18 protein-coding genes are annotated in these 19,254 nt (G+C 43.9%); 12 read left to right on the forward strand and 6 right to left on the reverse strand.

The features are described from left to right. Positions 1-90: 90 nt before the first annotated feature. On the reverse strand, positions 91-2,640 hold the full coding sequence (locus G9G54_RS19740) for an ABC transporter permease (RefSeq protein WP_165179306.1): 2,550 nt from the start codon (positions 2,638-2,640) through the stop codon (positions 91-93). Beyond that, positions 2,637-3,314 carry an ABC transporter ATP-binding protein gene (locus tag G9G54_RS19745; protein WP_165179307.1) on the reverse strand — a complete coding sequence of 226 codons (678 nt, stop codon included), beginning with the start codon at positions 3,312-3,314 and terminating at the stop codon, positions 2,637-2,639. The genes G9G54_RS19740 and G9G54_RS19745 overlap by 4 nt, the downstream gene beginning before the upstream one ends. A gap of 1,216 nt (positions 3,315-4,530) precedes the next feature. On the opposite strand from G9G54_RS19745, the gene G9G54_RS26070 reads away from it, so the two are divergent. Beyond that, the gene (locus tag G9G54_RS26070; RefSeq protein WP_274597353.1) at positions 4,531-4,659 is read left to right on the forward strand and encodes a hypothetical protein; all 129 of its coding nucleotides are present in this window, start codon (positions 4,531-4,533) and stop codon (positions 4,657-4,659) included. Positions 4,660-4,913: 254 nt separating this feature from the next. Next, positions 4,914-5,042: a hypothetical protein gene (locus tag G9G54_RS26075; RefSeq protein ID WP_274597354.1), complete on the forward strand. Its 129-nt coding sequence runs from the start codon at positions 4,914-4,916 to the stop codon at positions 5,040-5,042. A 679-nt stretch (positions 5,043-5,721) separates the two neighbouring features. Here G9G54_RS26075 and G9G54_RS19750 read toward each other — a convergent pair. Together G9G54_RS19750 and G9G54_RS19755 are read right to left on the reverse strand one after the other, a co-directional pair. Next, positions 5,722-6,639: a sensor histidine kinase gene (locus G9G54_RS19750; protein WP_165179308.1), complete on the reverse strand. Its 918-nt coding sequence runs from the start codon at positions 6,637-6,639 to the stop codon at positions 5,722-5,724. Next, entirely contained in the window at positions 6,636-7,313 is a 678-nt protein-coding gene (locus G9G54_RS19755; protein WP_165179309.1) for a response regulator transcription factor, read from the reverse strand. The genes G9G54_RS19750 and G9G54_RS19755 overlap by 4 nt, the downstream gene beginning before the upstream one ends. A 333-nt stretch (positions 7,314-7,646) precedes the next feature. On the opposite strand from G9G54_RS19755, the gene G9G54_RS19760 reads away from it, so the two are divergent. The 7 genes from G9G54_RS19760 to G9G54_RS19790 all read left to right on the forward strand — a co-directional run bounded on the left by G9G54_RS19760 (position 7,647) and on the right by G9G54_RS19790 (position 13,607). Beyond that, a complete protein-coding gene (locus tag G9G54_RS19760; RefSeq protein WP_165179310.1) occupies positions 7,647-8,600 on the forward strand; it encodes an ABC transporter permease in 954 nt (317 codons plus the stop codon). Next, positions 8,590-9,540, forward strand: coding sequence for an iron chelate uptake ABC transporter family permease subunit (locus G9G54_RS19765; RefSeq protein ID WP_165179311.1), 951 nt, complete (start codon positions 8,590-8,592; stop codon positions 9,538-9,540). Before G9G54_RS19760 ends, G9G54_RS19765 begins: the two co-directional genes overlap by 11 nt. After that, a complete protein-coding gene (locus G9G54_RS19770) occupies positions 9,534-10,292 on the forward strand; it encodes an iron ABC transporter ATP-binding protein (RefSeq protein ID WP_039273792.1) in 759 nt (252 codons plus the stop codon). Before G9G54_RS19765 ends, G9G54_RS19770 begins: the two co-directional genes overlap by 7 nt. Before the next feature lie 12 nt (positions 10,293-10,304). Beyond that, positions 10,305-11,285: a siderophore ABC transporter substrate-binding protein gene (locus G9G54_RS19775; protein WP_165179312.1), complete on the forward strand. Its 981-nt coding sequence runs from the start codon at positions 10,305-10,307 to the stop codon at positions 11,283-11,285. Between the two features lie 33 nt (positions 11,286-11,318). Continuing rightward, positions 11,319-12,062, forward strand: a complete 744-nt coding sequence (locus G9G54_RS19780; RefSeq protein ID WP_165179313.1) for an alpha/beta hydrolase — start codon at positions 11,319-11,321, stop codon at positions 12,060-12,062. A gap of 157 nt (positions 12,063-12,219) precedes the next feature. After that, a complete protein-coding gene (locus G9G54_RS19785) occupies positions 12,220-13,131 on the forward strand; it encodes an aldo/keto reductase (protein ID WP_165179314.1) in 912 nt (303 codons plus the stop codon). 149 nt (positions 13,132-13,280) lie between these two features. Next, positions 13,281-13,607, forward strand: coding sequence for a thioredoxin family protein (locus G9G54_RS19790; protein WP_165179315.1), 327 nt, complete (start codon positions 13,281-13,283; stop codon positions 13,605-13,607). A gap of 127 nt (positions 13,608-13,734) precedes the next feature. Here G9G54_RS19790 and bacA read toward each other — a convergent pair whose 3' ends face one another. Next, on the reverse strand, positions 13,735-14,532 hold the full coding sequence (bacA, locus tag G9G54_RS19795; RefSeq protein WP_103048284.1) for an undecaprenyl-diphosphate phosphatase: 798 nt from the start codon (positions 14,530-14,532) through the stop codon (positions 13,735-13,737). A 127-nt stretch (positions 14,533-14,659) separates the two neighbouring features. Beyond that, complete coding sequence (locus tag G9G54_RS19800) at positions 14,660-16,030, reverse strand: hemolysin family protein (RefSeq protein ID WP_165179316.1); 1,371 nt, start codon at positions 16,028-16,030, stop codon at positions 14,660-14,662. A gap of 224 nt (positions 16,031-16,254) precedes the next feature. Between G9G54_RS19800 and G9G54_RS19805 the strand changes: the two genes are divergently transcribed. The 3 genes from G9G54_RS19805 (at position 16,255) to G9G54_RS19815 (ending at position 19,194) form a co-directional block, all read left to right on the forward strand. Then, positions 16,255-17,055 (forward strand): DUF1836 domain-containing protein, encoded by an 801-nt coding sequence (locus tag G9G54_RS19805; protein ID WP_165179317.1) that lies wholly within the window; start codon positions 16,255-16,257, stop codon positions 17,053-17,055. A gap of 204 nt (positions 17,056-17,259) precedes the next feature. Further along, positions 17,260-18,201 (forward strand): glycosyltransferase family 2 protein, encoded by a 942-nt coding sequence (locus tag G9G54_RS19810; RefSeq protein ID WP_023990348.1) that lies wholly within the window; start codon positions 17,260-17,262, stop codon positions 18,199-18,201. Positions 18,202-18,240: 39 nt separating this feature from the next. Next, the gene (locus G9G54_RS19815) at positions 18,241-19,194 is read left to right on the forward strand and encodes a glycosyltransferase family 2 protein (RefSeq protein WP_061828925.1); all 954 of its coding nucleotides are present in this window, start codon (positions 18,241-18,243) and stop codon (positions 19,192-19,194) included. Positions 19,195-19,254 lie beyond the last annotated feature (60 nt).

Here is a 19,254-nt window from a genome sequence, read left to right on the forward strand (position 1 = left end):
GGAACGAGTACAAACTATAGAGGTGAGTAACTAAGAAATGACCTAGCCAGAAGTTTTGCTAGGTCATTTCTTTTCTTGACTAGGAGGTATTTATTCTGCTGTTCGCAGTCGTTCTACGATAGTTTTCCTGTCGCTCAGAGAATAAATAGCAAGGGGAAGACAGATCCCAAGCACGAGCAGAACAGGCAACACGAGGATCAGCGGCCAGATAATAAATTTATAACTCATAAACCATATTTGGGCACTCAAGGGTTTCGCAATCAAGACGGAAAGTAGGCTTCCTAATAAGATGGAGCATATGCTGGTGCCGAGGACATAGTACAGACCCTCATAAACAAGCATTGTTTTTAATTGTTTGTTGGTCATGCCAATGCTTTGTAGTATAGCAAATTCCTGATGCCGGGTCAGAATACTAGTTAGAAGTGCGTTTGCAAAATTAAGAATGCCAATCACACCAATAATAATACTGAGCGTACCACCGATCATCAGAATTGTTTTTTGCATACCTGAAAGCTCGGCAATTACGGTGGATTTGGACCGATAGTCCATAACGGGCTCCTTTGCTTCGGTATAATTCGTTAAAAAGCTCTCCATCGTTTTTTCTTTACTGTCGGATACATTGAAGGCGTAACTCATCACTACAGGCTTCTTGACAAGCGTTTTGTAGATATCCGCCGGGAGATAGAAGTCAGTATAACTAGCAACGTCTACACCAGAATTGGATGATTTTATTCCGACATGACCTAGAACTGTGAATTTATGGCTAGTATACTCTTGGGCATTTGCTGTGTCTATATAGTTATGAAGAGTAACCTTTTCACCTACTTTGTATACGGATCGTTTCATTTCAGGATTTTCGTAATCGTCTAACCAGACTCCTTCCAGAATGTACTTTCCCGAAGCTAGCTTGCCATAATCAAGTTCACCATCAATTAATTGTAGTCGGTGAAGGGGGAGATCTTCAAGCCCATACATTATTGCAGATAAGTTGCCGCGAGCGTCAGGAGTGACGATTTCCCCCTTCCCCTCTTTGTTATCTTTATGCTCGATAGCGAATAGATTGCTGCCACTGTACAATCGTCCACCTTCTTCAAAACCGGGTTGTGCCTGTACTGCCTTAATATAGCTTTCCGTTGTTGCATTGTCATGGCCTGTGAAATGTTCTTGAAAATAATCAGCATGTGCAATTAGAAAGTCAGTGTCATGGCTTTTAGACACATACTTATTCATATCCAGACTTTGGGATAATGTAAAAGTAGTATTCAGTAGCACTAGACCTAGAGAAAGGCTAAGCAGCACCAAAGTAGTCCGCCTCTTATTGCGCCCTAAGTTGACTCGAGCCATCAGCGGCATTTTAGCACCGTTAGTTGATTTTTTTAGTTTTTTCTTATCCTTTTTGGTAGCTCCGTCTACGTATCTTACTGCCTCAATCGGAGACACAGTTGCCGCAATTCTGCTAGGCTTATATGCACTGATCATAACTGTTATGACTGCAAACAGAGCGGAGCCGATAAAAATCCATGGGCTGGGGGATATGGTTACCTCAGCATTTGCGTGCATAGAAGTGTTCATAAGCAGCAGAGGGGTAAGTGATTTGCCGACCCAGAAACCTGCGAGCAAGCCGACGGGAACTCCGATCAAGGAAAGAAATAATGCCTGTCTTCGGATGATTCTGCTGATTTGCCTGCTGGTTGTGCCGATGGTTTTTAAAAGACCGTAGAAACGAATATCACGCATCACCGAGATTTGGAAAATATTATAGATGATCAAGTAGCCAGTAAGCATGATCAGTAACAGACCAGTTGCTAGGGGAAAGACGGCTTCAGGGTTCGAACTAAAAGTGTTGGAAAGATACGCCCAGTTAATATTACCGTTAATATAGTTCGGTGCATTTTTGTCCAGGGAATAACCGCTTTCTGTAATCACTTTATTAAGATTTTCTTGCATGTTCGAGCTGTTATCAAACATGATATCTGCATTGATGGCTCCGGTCATATCATGGTCCTGCTTATATGTGTAGCGTAATTCTTCGGCATGGGCATCTACATAAGCTTTAGAAGCATAAATTTGACCTCTGGCTATCGTGGCGGCGGGGTCACTCTTCCACCAGCCGGAGAGGATAAATTCACGCTGTACCATTTTGCCGTGAACCTCAAGCTTCAAGGTCAATGGGGCGCCCTCTTTCAGGGGAGTACCCAGTAACTGTAGGGTCTTAGAGTCCGCGATAACCTCATTTTCTGCCACTGGTTTGTGGCCTTTTTCTAGCTCAATCAATCCTAGCTTCAGCCCTACATCGTCATGATACCAGAACTCCGCACGACGCTTTAAAAATTGCTCGTTTGTCACTTTTTCACTTAACACGCGGCTATATGCTATCTCTTTAATAAGAGGGTGGTCTTTGATCTGATTAAATTCCTCATCGTTGATATATTTGATAAAAGCATGCGCTTTCCCACCAACCTGTCGTATCGTTGCCTGCTGGAAACTTTCCATCGCGCCAATTCCCATAGTAAACAGAGATGTAAATAACAAAGTGGTTAAGGCAATAGCGATAATCGCAATAATATTGCGGATTTTATTCGCTTTTAAACTTTTATCTGATAAATTACGAACCGCCTTACTGTTTTTTACTTTGATCATCGGGTCGCACCACCTACTATTTTACCGTCCTCAATGCGGATGATGCGGTCTGCCATCTGCGCGATTTCTTCATTATGAGTAATCATCACCATCGTTTGGGCGAACTGTTGGCTGGATACCTTGATCAACCCTATGACATCCAGGCTGGTTTTACTGTCCAGGTTGCCAGTAGGCTCGTCGGCCAAAATAATGGCTGGTTTCGTCGCCAGTGCTCTCGCAATGGCTACCCGCTGCTGCTGCCCTCCTGAAAGATTACCCGGTAGATTATTTAATTTGTTCTCAAGCCCCAGCGTATTCGTAATTTGGGTCAGATAGGCTTTGTCTGGTTGTTTCCCATCCAGTTCAATGGGGAGCACGATATTTTCGTAGACATTTAAGACTGGAACTAGATTATAATTTTGAAACACGAAGCCAATCTTTCTTCGGCGGAAAATGGTCAATTCTTCATTTTTCAGAGAATAGATATCCTTGCCGTCAACGGTGACGTTTCCGCTTGTAGGCCGATCCAGCCCACCAAGCATATGCAGAAGGGTGGACTTCCCGCTGCCGGATGTACCAACGATAGCCACAAATTCCCCAGCGCCTACCTCCATGTTGACTCCATCCAACGCATGAACCTCAGTATCTCCTATACCGTAAGTTTTTCTTAGTCCTTTGGTTTCTAATATCTTCATTTTTTGCTTTCCTCCCAATAAAAATATCTGCATCATAATTGCTTAGAACACAAATTTTATTATAATACCTCTTTCTTTCTACAATCTTTCTGAAATCTAACAGAGTTGAAAGATTATTGAGTGAGAGTAGAAAGATCAGATTGTAATGGGTGTTGGGAAATGTAGAAGGGACAGACTCTGTCTGAGATATTTGTTATATCAAAAGATATTTACACTTGCAGGATATGAAGGGATGATAATGGTATTGATATTATAAAAGCAAAAAGAGATGAGAGGATCACAGAGAAAATTGAAACTTTGACAGTCCGTCTCTCCACATTTCTTATTCCAGCAAAATTTAATGAGTATACGGTTAAAATTAAGATAGAGTTCATCGATTTACAGGTCGACATCAATTAAAAGGATGGCTGCACAAACACCAGCAACACGGTGAATTCAGGCTAATGGTTCAGCGGATATTAATCAGGAGAGGGTATGTGCAGAAGCTGTAACGGGCAAGCGACATGCTAACAAGTGTTTGGAAATCTGGATACAGGAGAAATAATACGTAACCAAATTAATGAAATAAGAATTACATTGGATAAGATCTGAATCAGCTATTAAATGGTAATCACTCTAATTCCTTTACCTTAAAGATATCTCAAAACATTATTGACTGATGCTCTTACTTGGAACGACACTGAGGTGTCATCAACCGATAAGTGATATCTCGGATCTAATAGATGAATCCGGTTTTGGAGGCGGAGTAGAGCGTCATCACGAAGCCAAATGACGATTGTTTTCTGTTCCTGAAGTCGTTCAGGCGATTAGTATCACCAATATATAGTCAGGTTTGAGTCAGAGTCAGTATTTCACTTACAGTCGTCATGTTGGTAGCCCTATATTTGGATAACTTAAAGGGAATCTCAGTCTGTAAAGCATTGTAAAGTTAGTGACTGCATGTTCTCGTGAAGGGAGAGAAGTAAACGTTGTTTTTCCATGCTATGCTTGTCAAATCAATGAGTTCAATTATTTTGAAAAAGTGAGACATCGACGGTCTTGTTGGAAAAACTCAAATAATGAATAAACGTGAATTTATGGCCTTATTTTAAATATCAGGATAGGTGTAAACAGTGCATAAGCCACTAATTATGTCAAATAACATACTGATTTTTACAATAGGAAATTTGGAGGTATCTTTAATGATATTTTAATAGTGAAAGGAGGTGGAATTAACATGGAGAAAATTGAAGTTTTAAAAAACATGGATTTTGATATGGAAGTACAGTGTGATCCTAATAATTGCAAACATGATTGTCTTGATGACAATGGACATTGTAGCGTTCATTTCCTCGAATCTTTTTGAAAGAATGATTTATCTAATCAGGTATTAATTGACCCCTGAAAGGAAGAAGTAAAAACACTTCTTAGTTTGTCTAGTGCCCTCGTCTTTTGAGACGGGGTTTTTTCTTTTGCATCATATCTGGGAAAGTAGAGTATTGCCCCTCGATGTAAACATTGTATAATAAACTAATTATGCCCAATAACATACTGATTTTTACAATAGAATATTTAGAGATATTTTTAATGACATTATAATAGTGAAAGGAGGTGGGATTCATGGAAAAAGTTAAGGTTTTAGAAATTATGGATTTTGAAATGGAAGTACAATGTGATGGTAATAGTTGCAAATGGGATTGTACCGAACCCAATGGATATTGTAACTCTCATACCACGCCATTTTTTTGAAAGAATGATTTTGTCTAACTCGGTATTAGTTGACCAATGAAAAGGAAGAAGTAAGGAACACTTCTTAGTTTGTCTGGTGCCCTCGTCTTTTGAGACGTGGGCTCTTTCTTTTGCATCATATCTGGGAAAGTAGAGTATTGCCCATATACCTCTAGGCAATTCAGGTGGAACACCCTTCTTCATGTTCTGCGCGGCTGCCGTCATGGGGGTTTGTTCCCCTAACGTTTGGAAATCTCCGCAAATGTCAATAGCGAAACTCATGGAGCTAATTGGCATCCGTGAAGCTTCGCTAAATTGTAGATGATCAAGTAGTCGATAAGCATGATTATCAGCAAAGCAAAAGTTAGCGCTATGATCGTTCTCGTATCCATACTAGATTGGTGGAAATAGATTGGGAAGTTGATATTATGATTCATATAATTCGGCGGGTCTTCCTCAAGGGGATAAGCGTTTTCCAGAGTCACATTTTTGTTTTTCTCCCCAGATCCAAGTTATTACCAAATATGAGGTATGCATTGACAATTCCTATTTGGCCATAGTACTTTTTCAACTCTTGAGTTTTCAATAGAGCCCTATACGTTCTCCTCTATAAAAAGTCTGTATTGTGACGCCCTGCAATACAGACTTTACCATATCAATCCTCTAACAGCCTTTCTGAAATCTAACGGTGTTGAAAGAACTATTTGTCCATGGGAAGGAAAATGGAGAAGGTGGAGCCACTGCGACAGCGTGACTGTACCTTGATGTAGCCACCTTCAGCAACGATGATTTTTCTAGCCAAAAATAGTCCAATCCCGATACCCTCTTGTGAGTTTACGGTAGGGGAGCGATAGAAACGCAGAAAGATTTTACTCTTTTCCTCTTCTGCAATCCCTATACCATTGTCGGTAATATCGATCCGGCAAAACAAATCATACGCAATCACATTTATGATAATGCTTCCGCCGGTTTCTGTATACTTCACAGCATTGTCCATAATATTGTGGACTGCTTCGGACGTCCATTTCAGATCAAAGCAAGCATAAATCGTCGTATTCTCCATAACAACCGAGATGCCTTTGCCATCCGCTTTTGGCATAATTTGCTCCTTTGCACTGTGCAGGAGCTTTTGAACAGATTCTCGTCTTGGCGCTACCGTGATAATCCCCGTTTCAAGCCGCGATGTTTTCAACAATGCCTGGATCAGAAAGTTAAGCTTTTCGGCCTGTGCAGATAGAGCTTTCACACAAGTGGAGGTATCCTGTGATAGTTCGTATTCGCTAAGTAGTTGGGAATAAAGCAGGATGTTGGCCAATGGTGTTTTCGTTTGGTGTGAAATATCGGAAATCAGCTCATTTATTTTATTCTTTTCGGCAAGCAGATTTTTGGAGGACACGGAACAAATGGAAAGAAATCTCACAAATTTAGCTTCTATTGAAGAAAGAACGGATTCATCAAAGACATCCTCCGAGAAGCTACCGTTTATCGCGGCATCCAGCATGTTCTCAATGGTTTTCATTGTTTTATGGATGCTCCTGCGATAAAGCATAATAGCACTTACAGCGGTGCATACAGCAACAACGGTAATTCCAATACATATATATAGGAGTGTTGTCATTTCAACGCCCATGTGTAGCCCAGCCCATAAACCGTTTTAATATATTGTGGGGAAGAAGGATGATCCTCGAGCTTGTCACGTAGCCTTTTTATCGTAACTGACAAGGCATTTTCACCTACATATTCAGCTCCGTCAGTCCAGATGCTGTCTATCAAATGATCACGCGAAACGGTATTTCCTCGATTGTTGATTAGGATGCGCAACAATTTTTGCTCCGTTTTACTTAGTTCAATAGGTGTACCATTTTTAATAAATTCCATCCTCTCGAATGAAAAAGAAAAATTGTCTAGCTGAATGGAGTCTGCAAACGAGTATCTGGATTTCTTTAGCTGAACACCAACTCTTGCTCTCAGCACCATCAGACTGAAAGGCTTGGTGATATAGTCGTCAGCACCCAGCTCAAAACCAGTGACGACATCTGTTTCCATATCATTCGCAGTCAGAACAATGACGGGTATAGTTGTTTTTTTTCGTATATCTGTTAAAAGATCAAGCCCGTTTCCATCTGGTAAATTAATATCAAGAATCATTAGGTCAAAGGGAGTGACGTTCAATTGTTCTTTTGCAGTAGCAATGTCATATGTTTGCACAAATACGTTGTTAGGTTCTTTAAGAGCAAGAATAATACCGTTACTCAAGGCGATATCATCCTCGACGATTAGTATGTGATTCATCATTTTCCTCCTGTTTTTTTGATTCATCAAGTTAATGAATCCTGAATTCCATGAACTGCTTACAGTAAAAATGGAAAAGAGGGGCCTAAAATCTTCCACCTCTATTTTACAGGATATTGCCCTTATTTGCTCATTCGCTCTTTAGACTATTAAGGTTTTGCGAACACCCTTTTTTGACATGGTTAATTCAATTGCAAACAATTTGACAGATACAATATCACTGATATAATTTATGCTAGTTGATTTTTTTGATAATGATTATCATTATTGGAGGGGAGGACAGGGCCGAAGCTTGGTACAGGTTGTTGGAGAACAGGCTCCCTTGGTTAGAACATGAAATTGCGTTATTTAATACTGGCTTTTCTGGTACTGGCCTTCGCCTCGGTTTTTATTGGTGTTCATGATGTAACTCCACTTGATGTGTTCCACTTAACCAACGATCAGGCGCAGGTGCTCCTGATTAGCAGATTCCCACGATTGATCAGTATCATTATCGCAGGGGCGAGTATGAGTATCTGTGGATTGATCATGCAGCAGCTTACCCGAAACCGATTTGTATCGCCCACCACCGCAGGGACGATGGATGCGGCACGATTGGGTGTGCTGATGGCTATTATGGTGTTTGGAGCGGCAGGATTTTGGACGAAGATGCTGACGGCTTTTGGATTTGCTCTAGGAGGAACACTGATTTTCATGAAAATACTGGATAAAATCCGTTTCAAGGACCCGGTATTTATCCCGCTTGTCGGTTTGATGTTTGGAGGCATTTTAAATTCGGTAACGACCTTTTTTGCTTACAAATACAATCTGATCCAGGGCATTTCTTCGTGGATGCAGGGGGATTTTTCTCTAATCACGAGTGGTCGCTACGAGATGCTATATCTTAGTGTTCCTTTGGTTGCGTTGGCGTACATATATGCGAATCGTTTTACAATTGCAGGCATGGGTGAGGATTTTGCGGCCAACTTGGGTGTACATTACAAGCGCACCGTCAATGTTGGTTTGGTGATCGTGGCTTTGGTTTCCTCTGTTGTCATCTTAACGGTCGGGACGATTCCCTTTTTGGGGCTGGTTGTACCCAATCTGGTCAGTATGTACATGGGGGATAATCTGAAAAAAAGCCTGGCCCATACAGCGATCTTGGGCGCCGTCTTTGTGCTGTTTTGCGACATTTTGGGACGGGTGATCATTTATCCGTATGAAATTTCTGTAGGGCTTACGGTTGGTGTGATCGGGAGCGCGTTGTTCTTGTATTTGCTGCTGAGGAGAAGGGCTTATGAATCCTAAATTAAAAATCGGAATATTAGCCGCTGCCGCGCTTGTGTTGATTGCTGCTTTCGTGTTTATAGATCTTCCGCATACCTGGCATTACGCGCTGCCACGACGATTGAAAAAGATCGCAGCCTTCATTCTGACAGGTGGCTCCATTGCTTTTGCAACCGTTATTTTCCAGACGGTTACGAATAATAAGATTTTGACTCCCGGTATTATCGGACTGGATTCACTGTATATGCTGATTCAGACGACGATTATTTTTGCATTTGGTTCCGTCCCTTTCATTTCGACCAGCAAAGAATTGAACTTTTTGATATCGGTGGGGCTGATGGTGCTGTTCGCAGGACTGCTATACAAATTAATTTTCCGCAAAGATGGACGCGGGATTTATGTACTTTTGCTGATTGGTCTGGTGTTCGGCACGCTGTTTAACAGTTTATCTACCTTTATGGAGGTACTGATTGATCCAAACGAATTTGCGAAAATCCAGGACAAGAGCTTTGCTAGCTTCAGCAACGTAAATACCGAGCTGCTGTGGCTTTCTGTATTCATTCTTGTTCTCGTATTCGCTTATGCGTGGAGATTCATCAAGTATCTGGACGTGCTGTCGCTCGGGCGGGAGCATGCGATTAACCTGGGTCTTCCTTATGGTTTTATCATTAAAAGACTGCTGGTAATTGTAGCGATTCTCATTTCCATTTCTACAGCGCTTGTTGGGCCGATTACGTTTCTCGGATTAATTGTGGCCAATGTGGCTTATCAGGTGATGAAAACCTATCAGCATCGTTATACTATTCCGGCCTCTATTTGTGTCAGTGTCATTGCGTTGGCAGGATGCCAACTGCTGGCAGAAAGAGTATTCGACTTGTCGACAACGGTCAGCGTCATTATTAACTTTATCGGGGGGGTGTACTTCCTGTACCTTTTGCTGCGGGAGAATAAATCATGGTAGAAGTCAAAAACGTATCCAAACGCTACGGGAATAAAAATGTGGTGGATCAGGTATCCGTCACTGTACCTAAAGGCACGATTACCTCCTTTATTGGACCTAATGGCGCTGGAAAAAGCACCTTGTTGTCGATGATCAGTCGCCTGACTGACAGTGATGAGGGAGAAATCCTCATAGACGGACAGGCCGTGAGCCTGACGAAAAGTGAGGAGCTAGCCCGGAAGATATCTATTTTAAAACAGACCAATGATGTCAATATTCGCTTAACCGTGAAGGAGCTGGTCAGCTTCGGCCGTTTTCCGTATTCCAAAGGCAGATTGAACAGCGAGGATCGCAAAATGGTGGAGCAGTCTATGGCCTACATGGGACTGGAGGATATGAAAGATAAGCATATTGATTTGCTTAGTGGGGGACAGCGACAGCGGGCTTTTATTGCCATGATTTTGGCTCAGGACACAGAATACATCCTGCTGGATGAGCCGCTGAACAATCTGGATATGAAGCATTCGGTTCAGATTATGAAGACGTTGCGCGGTTTGGTGGATGATCTCGGCAAAACGATTCTGGTCGTGTTGCACGACATTAATTTTGCCTCCTGCTATTCAGACTATATTGTAGGGATGAAGGATGGCAGGTTGCTAAAACAAGGAACGGCTGACGAGATGATCGATAGTCAGGTATTAAAGGATTTGTACGATATGGATATTCCGATTCAACAGATCGGTGATCATAAAATTTGTGTGTATTTCACTTAGGGGGAATGTTAAATGAAGAAAAATATGATGTTTTTAACGCTGATGCTTGCACTGGTACTGATCGTGTCGGCTTGTGGCAAAGCGGCTCCGGCAACACCGGAAGCGACAGGTGATGGCTCCTCGACTGCAACCACAGAATCCAAAACCATTTCGGTCAAACACGCACTCGATGAAAACCCGGTCCAAGTCAAAGTTAATCCAAAAAATGTTGTTGTATTTGATTTTGGCTCACTGGATACGTTGGATAAGCTGGGCGTAGACGTTGCGGCGGTAGCGCAGCAGGATCTTCCTACATATTTGAGCAAATATAAAGATTCCAAATATGCAAGTGCGGGCACGCTGTTTGAACCGGATTACGAGAAAATCAGTGATCTGTCTCCTGAACTCATCATCATCGGCGGCAGACAAGCTGATGCATATAAAGAGTTGAGTAAAATTGCACCGACCATTTCGATGGCTGTAGACACCAAGGATTATATCAATTCCTTTAAGAAAAACGTTGAAACACTGGGTCAAATCTTCGACAAAGAAGATGCTGCCAAGCAGGAACTGGCTGCGATTGATAGCTCCATCAAGGCCGTACATGACAAGGCTGTAGCGAGCAAAGCTAAAGGACTGATCGTGCTGACGAATGAAGGAAGCCTGAGCGCATACGGCTCACAATCTCGCTTCGGTATCATTCATGATGCTTTTGGCGTAACCCCTGTAGATCCTGGCATTAAAGTATCCACTCATGGTCAAAAGGTTTCTTTTGAATATGTACAGCAAAAAAATCCGGATTATATTTTTGTCGTTGACCGTGGGGCTGTGGTGGTCGAAGAAGGCAAGGAACAGGTTACAGGCAAACAAGCCATGGAGAATGAACTGGTGAAGAAAACCAATGCATTTAAAAACGGTCATATTGTATACCTTGATCCTAACTACTGGTACCTGTCAGGTAATGGTCTGGAATCCGTATCTGAAATGATCAAGGAAATGGATGCTGCACTGTAATGAATACATTCACATCATGGAGGATTGTGTAGGATGAAAGGTCATATAGATGAAATTCCATTAGATGGGTACCTTGTACACATCTATACACCTCCCGTCTCCGTGAATCATAATGAGCTGTATCCTGTGCTGTATGCGCAGGATGGCAGCTCTTTATTTCTAAGCGGGTTGGATGAGCTGGAAAGAGGTTTTTCTACGGGAGAGCTGCCCCGTGTGGTGCTGGTAGGTATTGATCCCGTAAATCGACTGGATGATTACACGCCTTGGAAGGCAGCGGCTTTAGTAGAAGGAAGACCTGCTTTTGGCGGTTTCGGAAATGCCTATCTGGCGTTTGTGGTTACAAAAGTAATGCCGTACGTCGAGGCAAGATATCCAGTGCGCACTGGATCGGAGCATACGGGCATCATCGGCGCCTCATTGGGCGGATTAATTTCCATGTATGCCGCCTTCAAGTATAAGGACGTATTCGGACGCGTCGGTTCCATCTCAGGCTCGTATTGGTATCCGGGTATGATTGATTATATGCGATCTGCATCTTGTGCAACTGTGAGGGATGGGATACATCGCTTTTATATATCTGTTGGGACCCGTGAAGGTGAAGGGAAAACGAATGTACAAAAAGATATGGTTCCGCTGACCCTCCAGGCACACGAGATGCTGCGGACACAGGGACTGGATGCAAAAGATGTGCTTCTTGAGTTGGATCAGGATGCAGTGCATCGTGTGGATTGTTTTCAGCGTCAATTTCCTAAGGCCGTCCAATGGCTGTTCGGATAGCATGAATGGAATACGAATCTCATACAACAACCTCAAAGGATTGGAGAGCGTGGAGTCTCTATGTCTTTGGAGTTGTTTTTTTTGTATATTTTTTTCGTATAATAGAGGAATATTAAAAATTTAATGTTATACGTTGTTGGAAGTGAGGGGAGTATAAGTGAAAAAAAACCGCCTGGGATCATCGGATTTGCTGGTAGGTGAGATTGGTTTGGGATGCATGTCGGTCGGTACGGAGGAGCAGCAAGGTGTTTACTTGATTCATGAAGCGCTAGACAGGGGCGTAAACCTGTTGGATACGGCAGATTTGTACCAGCACGGACGCAATGAAGAAATTGTAGGTGCAGCGATCCGTGGACGGCGGCAGGAGGTCATCCTGGCGACCAAGGTCGGCAACCGGCGTATATCGGGGCAGGAGGGCTGGGGATGGGACCCATCCAAGAAATATATTCTGTCTGCTGTTAAAGAGAGCCTGCGGCGCCTTGGAACGGACTACATCGACCTGTATCAGCTGCACGGAGGGACGATTGACGATCCGATGGACGAAACCATAGAGGCTTTTGAGCAACTACAGCGGGAGGGCGTTATTCGTTACTATGGTATTTCCTCCATTCGCCCTCATGTCATCCGTGAATATGTCGAACGTTCGAATATCGTTAGTGTTATGAATCAGTATAGTTTACTGGATCGGCGTGCAGAGGAGGAGGTACTGTCTTTGCTTCAGGAGCGGGGAATTAGCGTGATTGCACGTGGGCCTGTGGCCAGTGGTGTATTGGCTGACGAAGGGGAAGGGAAGATAGCCAAGGGATATCTGGACTACAATGAAGCAGAGCTGTTGGATGTGCGTAAGCAATTAAAGGCATTTGCAGGGTCCGACCGTAGTATGGGGCAGACAGCGATTCGTTATAGTCTTTCACATCCGACTGTCGCTGCTGTGATCCCGGGTGCAAGCTCTTTGGGACAATTGGAGCATAATATTTCTGCTGCGGATATTGCACCGCTAACCAGGCAAGAGCGGCAGACGCTACAGCAAATCAGCCGAGCCAATCGTTATGATGCGCAATACCGCTGATCCGAGCAATAATAGGACAAGTGTTCGAACATGTACCTATCCCAGTTGCAATTTATAAAAGAATCATTACAATATAAGAATAAGCTTCGGTTTATTATTCATATGTGAATATGGAGACGTTATAAATACACTCTAGGAGGGACCAACGAATGGAACGCATCGAATCTCAGCAGCAATATCAGGATTTAATTAACGGTGACGGTCTGACCGTCGTGAAATTTGATACAACCTGGTGTCCGGATTGCAAGACACTGGATAAATTTATGGACGGTATTATTGAGGAAAACGCAGATAAGCGTTTCTATGCGCTTGATGCAGAGAAATTCCAGCCGATTGCCGAAGAAAATCAAGTGCGTGGCATTCCGAGTCTGCTCGTTTTCCGTAATGGCGAAAAAATTGCTCATTTGCACAGCAAATACGCTAAAACGCCAGCTCAAATCTCGGAATATTTGACTACGCTGGAATCCAAACAATAATCAGAACGCATGATAGGGATAGTTCAGTACGATCTATCCTTTCTGCAAAATAGTAAAAGGGATATCCAAGGCTGATCATTCAGACCCTATGGATATCCCTTTTTAGTTATTGGTACCAAACGATGGCTTATAAAATAATGAAAAAGAACACAGCCGCCAGCACGAAGCGGTAAATGGCGAACGTAGTCAGGCTCAAGCGTTTGAGCAGACCGAGGAATGTTTTGATCGCCAGCATTCCGACGATAAAGGCAGTAATAAAGCCGGCTGCGAACACTGGAAAATCACTCATAGACAGATGATCCATACTTTTGATCATATCAATACCCGATGCACCCAGCATGATCGGAACAGATACGAGGAATGTAAATTCTGCGGCTGCCGTATGGCTTACACGTGCGAATAGGCCCCCAGACATGGTTGAGCCTGAACGGGAGAAGCCTGGCCATAGAGCTAGGACTTGGAACATACCGATGGTAAATGCTTGTTTGTACGTGATCTCATCCAGCGTATGTGATCTAATAGGCGGATGAAATTTCTCAGCCGCGATCATGAGCAGGCCCCCGATCACCAAACTGTACAAAACCGTTTCAGGACCAAACAGGTATTGCTTAATTACATCACGGAACAGTACGCCAATCAGGCCCGCAGGGATCATGGCTAAAATAATATGTAACAGGTTTAGACGTGGCTGGCTCGAGATTTTGCGTCTGAAATCAAACAGGCTCAGGAATCTGCGCCAGTATAATACGACGACTGCCAGCACAGCACCTAATTGCACGATAACCTCAAACGTTTTGACCGTATCATTCTCTGTGTTTAATCCTAGAAGATTAGCCGTGAGGATCATGTGACCCGTGGAAGAGACCGGCAAAAACTCTGTCAGTCCTTCAATAATTCCCATAATAATAGAAGATAAAATATCCACTTTACTAGCTCCTCCTTACACGCGTGCAGGGCAAACGACCTAAGTCGTTTGCCCTGAAAATATGTCATTTCAGTAGGAGTGAACGCAAGTGTCACAAGAGCAAAGATAAACGCTCAGGTCACACGGTTCACTCCCGGGAAGAAGTGTCCGATTCTGCTTCCAATTCAGATGCGGGGGATGTATGGTGTAAAATAATCTCCACCCGACGAATACGATTTTTACCCATTTCACGAATGATAAATTTCACATCATCTTCTATGAATTCCTTGCCCTGTCTAGGTTCCGGAACCCGGCTATACACCCACCCTCCGACAGTATCCACGTCTTCATCGTCCAATGCCAAGCCCGTCAGATCACTCAGATCGGAAAGCATCACTTTACCATCCATCAAATAACTGTTCTCCGTCAGTTTCTCGATTTCCTTCCGTTCATCCTTATCAAATTCGTCCCGAATTTCGCCAACAATCTCCTCCAAAATGTCCTCAATGGTAATGAGGCCGGATGTTCCACCGTATTCATCGACCAGGAGAGCGATATGAACCTGCTCCTTCTGCATACGTTTCAGCAGTGTGTTGACGGGGATAACTTCCGGAACGGTCAAGATTGGTTGAATCAGACTATCGAAAACAAGCTCTGGATTGCGATCATACTCAAGGAATAGCTGTTTGGTATTAATCATACCAATGATCTGATCCTTGCTGTCTGTCGCCACCGGAAAACGGGTATACTGCTCTTCGTGAATAGTCAGCATGTTTTCTTGTAGCGAGCGATTTGTAAACAAGCATACCATATCTGTACGTGGCACCATAATTTCTTTGGCAACGGTCTCGTCAAATGCAAAGATACGATTTACGTAGCCATATTCGGTGTTATTGATCTTACCACTTTCCACGCTTTCGGACAAAATGATCTGAATTTCTTCCTGAGAGTGCGCTTCTTCATGCTCACTAGCCGGTTGAAGACCAAACAGACGAACCAGACGATTGGCCGAGCCGTTAAGGAGCCAAATAAACGGATACATAATCCGGTTAAACCACACGATGACTGGAGAGGTTAACAGACTGACAGCTTCCGCTTTGCGGATCGCCAATGTTTTGGGAGCCAGTTCGCCGATCACCACGTGCAGGTAAGTTACAATGACGAATGAAATAATAAAGGCCAGGATATGTGAAAAATCCCCATTGATGTTGAGCTGTTGAAAGAGAGGCTCCAGCAATTTGACTACGGTCGGTTCACCGAGCCAGCCGAGTCCCAACGCTGTAATCGTAATACCAAGCTGACAGGCGGACAGGTAGCCGTCCAGATTATTGACGACTTTTTGTAGCGCCAGTGCGTTTTTACGGTTCTCCACGACCAGCTGATCAACCCGGCTGGAACGGATTTTAATAATCGCAAACTCGGTAGCCACGAAGAAAGCACTAAATAAAATCAACACCGCAAACAAAAATAGACTGACACCTATACCCATATAATTTTCACTCATCCCTTTTTCGTTCAATTTTTTAAGGAACTCCATTTTAAGTTCACTTGAACTTATTTTAAGAACTTAAAAGCAAATATACAAGGTTCATATGGAATCGTAGCAGGTCACCTACCTCCAATTTACACGGAAAATAAGGCATAATAGAACCCGCACGGCTCATTGCTTCGCTTTACAAGCCTAGTTTGAGGGCGTATGATGAGTTCAAATGAACTTGAAATGTAAGAAAGGGAGGAAAGCAGATGGAGTCTTTTACCCTTACTCGTCGTGATATGGCCCATTTGCTGCTGGCCATGGAAGGTCGCCGCGAATTGCAGCCTCTGGCCGTTCTGCAGGACGCCTGGAGGCGCACTCATAGCCATCTCGCCCGTTCCGGGAGCACGATGCCGACATTTTTATACACCGACGTGACACCTGTGCTAGATAAAATCATCAAGGGTAAGCACAGAGCAGCCTTTTCGCTGCAGGAGATCGTTTCCCTGGGTCAACTGGTCGAATACAGCCATGTCTCACTGGCATCTATGCAAAATTGGGTCAAACGCGACTTCAAGGAATTTCTCGGCGCTCCGAAGATCGGCAAAAAATACTCGGTCAACCAGGCAGCTATATTGCTCATTGTGGAAGATTTAAAATCATGTCTTGATTTTGAATCCATTCGTCAGCTATTTCATATCCTGTTCCAACAACCCGAAGATGATACGGACGATCTGATTCAGCCGGTCGATTTGTACGCCGCCTATTCAACTTTGTTTGAGGAGCTGGATGCGAACGGAGACCAACTGCTCGATGTTGCTGGAGCAGGCTATGCAAAGGACAACGGAAATTCCGTTACAGGACAGCAGCGTCAGGAAGGTGCGACAGAGGAACTGTTGGTTCAGGCGGCTGATCAATATACCAGTCGTTTACAGCATCTGACCCCTAACCAGTGTGAAGCGGTGCGTAATACTTTGTTGGTGGCAGCAGTAGCGGTGCAAAATAGTTATTTTTTGTCCATGGCACGTCGGTATGTGAATGCGACGTTGTTTCTGGACTTCCAAGGGTAAATCAGGATTGGCACTAGAAGCCAATCCTATTTTTTTGCTCTTTTTAGAGGATTGTCTACCCTTTTGGAGACTGAAAAAGTATACAAAAGAGGTATATACACTAAAACGCTGTCAAAGATACAATAAACATATATAATCCAGCAATTGGAAAAACTTAGAATATCTCTTCCAAAGCATCTGGATACACACACAGGAGGTAATGGCATGTCCGATGTCTCCATCATCATTTGTACCCGCAACCGGATCGAAGACCTGACACGCTGTATACAATCTATTGCAGTACAGCAGCAATTGGAGCATACGGCTGTAGAACTGCTAATTGTTGATGACGGCGATATTTCCGACCAACAGATCGAGCAGTACCGTCACATGGTATCCGGATTGCCTCAAAGCGTTTTGAAATATTATAAAAAAAGTCGTCCCGGCGTTTGGTTATCCCGCTATGAGGCCTTGTCCCTTGTGCGGTATGATATTGTGCTGTATTTTGACGATGATGCAGAACTGGACGATAAACTCTATATCCGGCGCTTGCTCGATACCTATGATCAGGATGAAACGATTGTGGGTGTTGGAGGGATTGCAAAGGGATTACATTCGAGCCGGGCAGGAAAGCTGCTGGGCGTTTTGACATTTCAGATGTCTTCATCCCTCGGCAAGCTCTCGCCTAGTAGTCTGGCAGGTTCTTTGCTGCGTTGGGGCGAAGCGACTGAGGTTTTCGATACAGAATTTTTCCATGGCTGCAATATGTCATTTCGGAGAGATGCGCTTCGGGACATGAAGCCGTATCCGTGGATGACCAGTTATGCTGTGGCTGATGATTTGTACATGTGCCAGTTGGCGAGCCGTTACGGCAAATTGGTTATCAATCCCGACCTAACCATCATTCATCATGAATCTCCAAGCTCGCGCGATAAGGCGGGCAAAGTAGCCAAGGCTACAGCGATTAACCACTATTATTTTCTTGCCTTGAAAAAGGCTGGAGTGATTCAGTATGGAGCCCTTTTATGGACCTTATCCTACTTGATGCTCAAAGAAACGCTGCGTCGCAATTTTAATGCCGCAGATGGATACAAGCAGGGGGTATTGTTCATTCTGAACCCGCGCAAGCAAAAATATAACGAATATTTAGGCCCGGCGGTTCAGTAATCCGTTTTATACACATTGACAGGATAAAGGGGGAGTATGATGTTAAGCTTGTCCATTGCTCTGTGCACCCGAAATCGGGTTGACGATCTGACCCGATGCATTAATTCAATTGCCATTGGGGGAGCACCGGAGGCATGTGAAACCGAGCTATGGATTATTGACGACGGAGAACTGCCGAAACATGTGCTGGAACGTTATGAGCGTCAGTTGGGCAGAGCGGGAATTACCTACCGATATCATCGTAAGGAGCAGCCGGGATTATGGTTATCTCGTGTAAAGACAGCTGAACTTGCGCAGGGTGACATCATTTTGTTCCTAGACGATGACGTTGAGCTGCCGAGCAACTACTTGAATGAGTTGATGCGTACCTATGAGGCTTACCCGCAGGCCGCTGGTGTCGGCGGTATTGCACAGGGAATGAGTAACAGCTTCATGGGAACGATTCGATGCTTGCTGTCATTCCAGCAGTCTTTGTCCAAAGGAAGGCTGTCCCTCAGCGGTCAGTCCGGCTCGATGTACAACTGGCATAAGGCCAAGAAGACGTTTAGGACCCAGTTTTTCCATGGTTGTAATATGTCATTTCGTCGTGAGGCGATTCGCGGTCTGGAGCCGGTACCTTGGTTGCAAAGCTATAGCGTAGGCGAGGATTTGTTACTTTCGCGCATCGCGATGAAAAGCGGTCCGTTATACATTAACCCGGCGCTTACGCTGCTTCATCACGAATCGCCGTCGTCGCGTGACAATATGGAGCAGGTTACTTATATGCGGGTGATGAATCATATTCATTTGCTGCGTGACGAGGGATCTGGACCGATTGGTTATGCAGCACTATATTGGACAACGTTGTATCAGATTTTGAGAGAAAAGCCCAAGAAAAATCATACTGCCATTCAAGGTTATAGAAGAGCGCTGAAAGCGATCTTTTCAAGTCCGAAGGAGCCTGTTGGCGGGGGACAGTTGCCTGAACGCAATTCCAAAAAAACGGTAGGCTGATGGAGGTGCGTCAAAAGACGCGATGCGAGCATAGAGACGAGAGGCTTAATAAGGAACAGG

Source organism: Paenibacillus sp. EKM212P (genome assembly GCF_011066115.1).
Lineage (GTDB): Bacteria > Bacillota > Bacilli > Paenibacillales > Paenibacillaceae > Paenibacillus > Paenibacillus polymyxa_B.